Annotated in this window: 2 protein-coding genes; both read left to right on the top strand. The window is 42.9% G+C overall.

What is annotated here, in order from left to right; all coding sequences use genetic code 11:
• Nucleotides 1-37: 37 nt before the first annotated feature.
• On the top strand, nucleotides 38-1,192 hold the full coding sequence (locus ABD682_RS14705; protein ID WP_425552812.1) for an HYR-like domain-containing protein: 1,155 nt from the start codon (nucleotides 38-40) through the stop codon (nucleotides 1,190-1,192).
• Nucleotides 1,193-1,292: 100 nt separating this feature from the next.
• Nucleotides 1,293-1,961: hypothetical protein (locus ABD682_RS11880; RefSeq protein WP_344741636.1), on the top strand; the 669-nt coding region annotated here is incomplete at its 3' end.

Raw genomic sequence — 1,961 nt, 5'->3', positions numbered from 1 at the left:
TACCGATCCTACAGCATCTAATCCTGCACCTATTACCGTGCAGTGTGCTGATGATGTGCCTGCTCCGGATATCTCCGTAGTAACAGATGAAGCTGATAACTGTACCGTAAATCCTGTTGTTGCCTTTGTATCTGATGTATCTGATGGGAACACCTGTCCTGAGACCATTACTAGAACATATTCCGTAACTGATACCTGTGACAACAGCATTACTGTAACGCAAACCATTACTGTTGATGATACTACTCCACCAATAATAGACAATACCAACACAAGTAACATTGAAATTGAATGTGGCATTGGTGACACACAAACACAATTAGATAACTGGTTAAGTTCTAATGCCGGTGCAACCGCAACCGACAATTGTAGTACGGTAACCTGGTCAAATGACTATGGTTCAGATACCAGTGTTAAGTGTGATAGTGGTCCAATTACTGTAACATTTACTGCTACAGACGCTTGTGGTAATTCAACGACAACCACGGCAACCTATCTCATTAAGGATACAACGCCTCCTACTGTAGATAATACTATTGGTGCTTTAGATGCTACCATTGAATGTGATGATCCGGCAGGCCTTTCTAATGCCTTAGCTTTAGAACCATCTGCAACTGATGATTGTTCGTCTACTATTATGAATTTAGTTAGTGATATTACTACAGATAATCCAGATTGTCCAAGTGGATATACCAGAGTTAGAACCTGGAACTTTACCGATGCTTGTGGTAACGTATCTGATAATTTTATTCAAACTATCGTAGTACAAGACACGACAGCACCTACCGGTACTGCTCCTGTTGGAGATACCAATGTAGATGTATGTTCTACTGATGCACAAACCGTGTATCCGTTCGATCCTGCAACTGTGGCTGCAAACTATAGTGATAACTGTAATAACGTTACAGTGAATCTTACTGATACCCAACAAACCGGTGATGATTGTAGCTGGACCTTAGTCTATACCTACAACGTGGTTGATGATTGTGGCAATACACTCGCTGATGAGACCATTACCTACTCCGGTTCTGATCAAACAGCGCCTACCGGCACGGCTCCTGTTGGAGATACCAATGTCGATGTATGTTCGGCTAATGCGCAAACCGTGTATCCGTTCGATCCTGCAACTGTGGCTGCAAACTATAGTGATAACTGTAATAACGTTACAGTGAATCTTACTNACACTCGCTGATGAGACCATTACCTACTCCGGTTCTGATCAAACAGCACCTACAGGTACTGCTCCTGTTGGAGATACCAATGTAGATGTATGTTCGGCTAATGCGCAAACCGTGTATCCGTTCGATCCTGCTACGGTGGCTGCCAACTATAGTGATAACTGTAATAACGTTACAGTGAATCTTACTGATACAACACAAACCGGTGATGATTGTAGCTGGACCTTAGTCTATACCTATAATGTGGTTGATGATTGTGGTAATACACTCGCTGATGAGACCATTACCTACTCCGGTTCTGATCAAACAGCACCTACAGGTACTGCTCCTGTTGGAGATACCAATGTAGATGTATGTTCGGCTGATGCACAAACAGTGTATCCGTTCGATCCTGCAACTGTGGCTGCCAACTATAGCGATAACTGTAATAATGTTACAGTGAATCTTACTAACACCCAACAAACCGGTGATGATTGTAGCTGGACCTTAGTCTATACCTACAACGTGGTTGATGATTGTGGTAATACACTCGCTGATGAGACCATTACCTACTCCGGTTCTGATCAAACAGCACCTACAGGTACTGCTCCTGTTGGAGATACCAATGTCGATGTATGTTCGGCTGATGCGCAAACCGTGTATCCGTTCGATCCTGCAACTGTTGCTGCCAACTATAGCGATAACTGTAATAACGTTACAGTAAATCTTACTGATACAACACAAACCGGTGATGATTGTAGCTGGACCTTAGTCTATACCTACAACGTGGTTGATGATTGTGGT

Source organism: Gaetbulibacter aestuarii (assembly GCF_039537665.1).
In the GTDB taxonomy this organism is placed as follows: Bacteria; Bacteroidota; Bacteroidia; order Flavobacteriales; family Flavobacteriaceae; genus Gaetbulibacter_A; species Gaetbulibacter_A aestuarii.
This window is presented reverse-complemented; position numbering and strand designations above follow the sequence as displayed.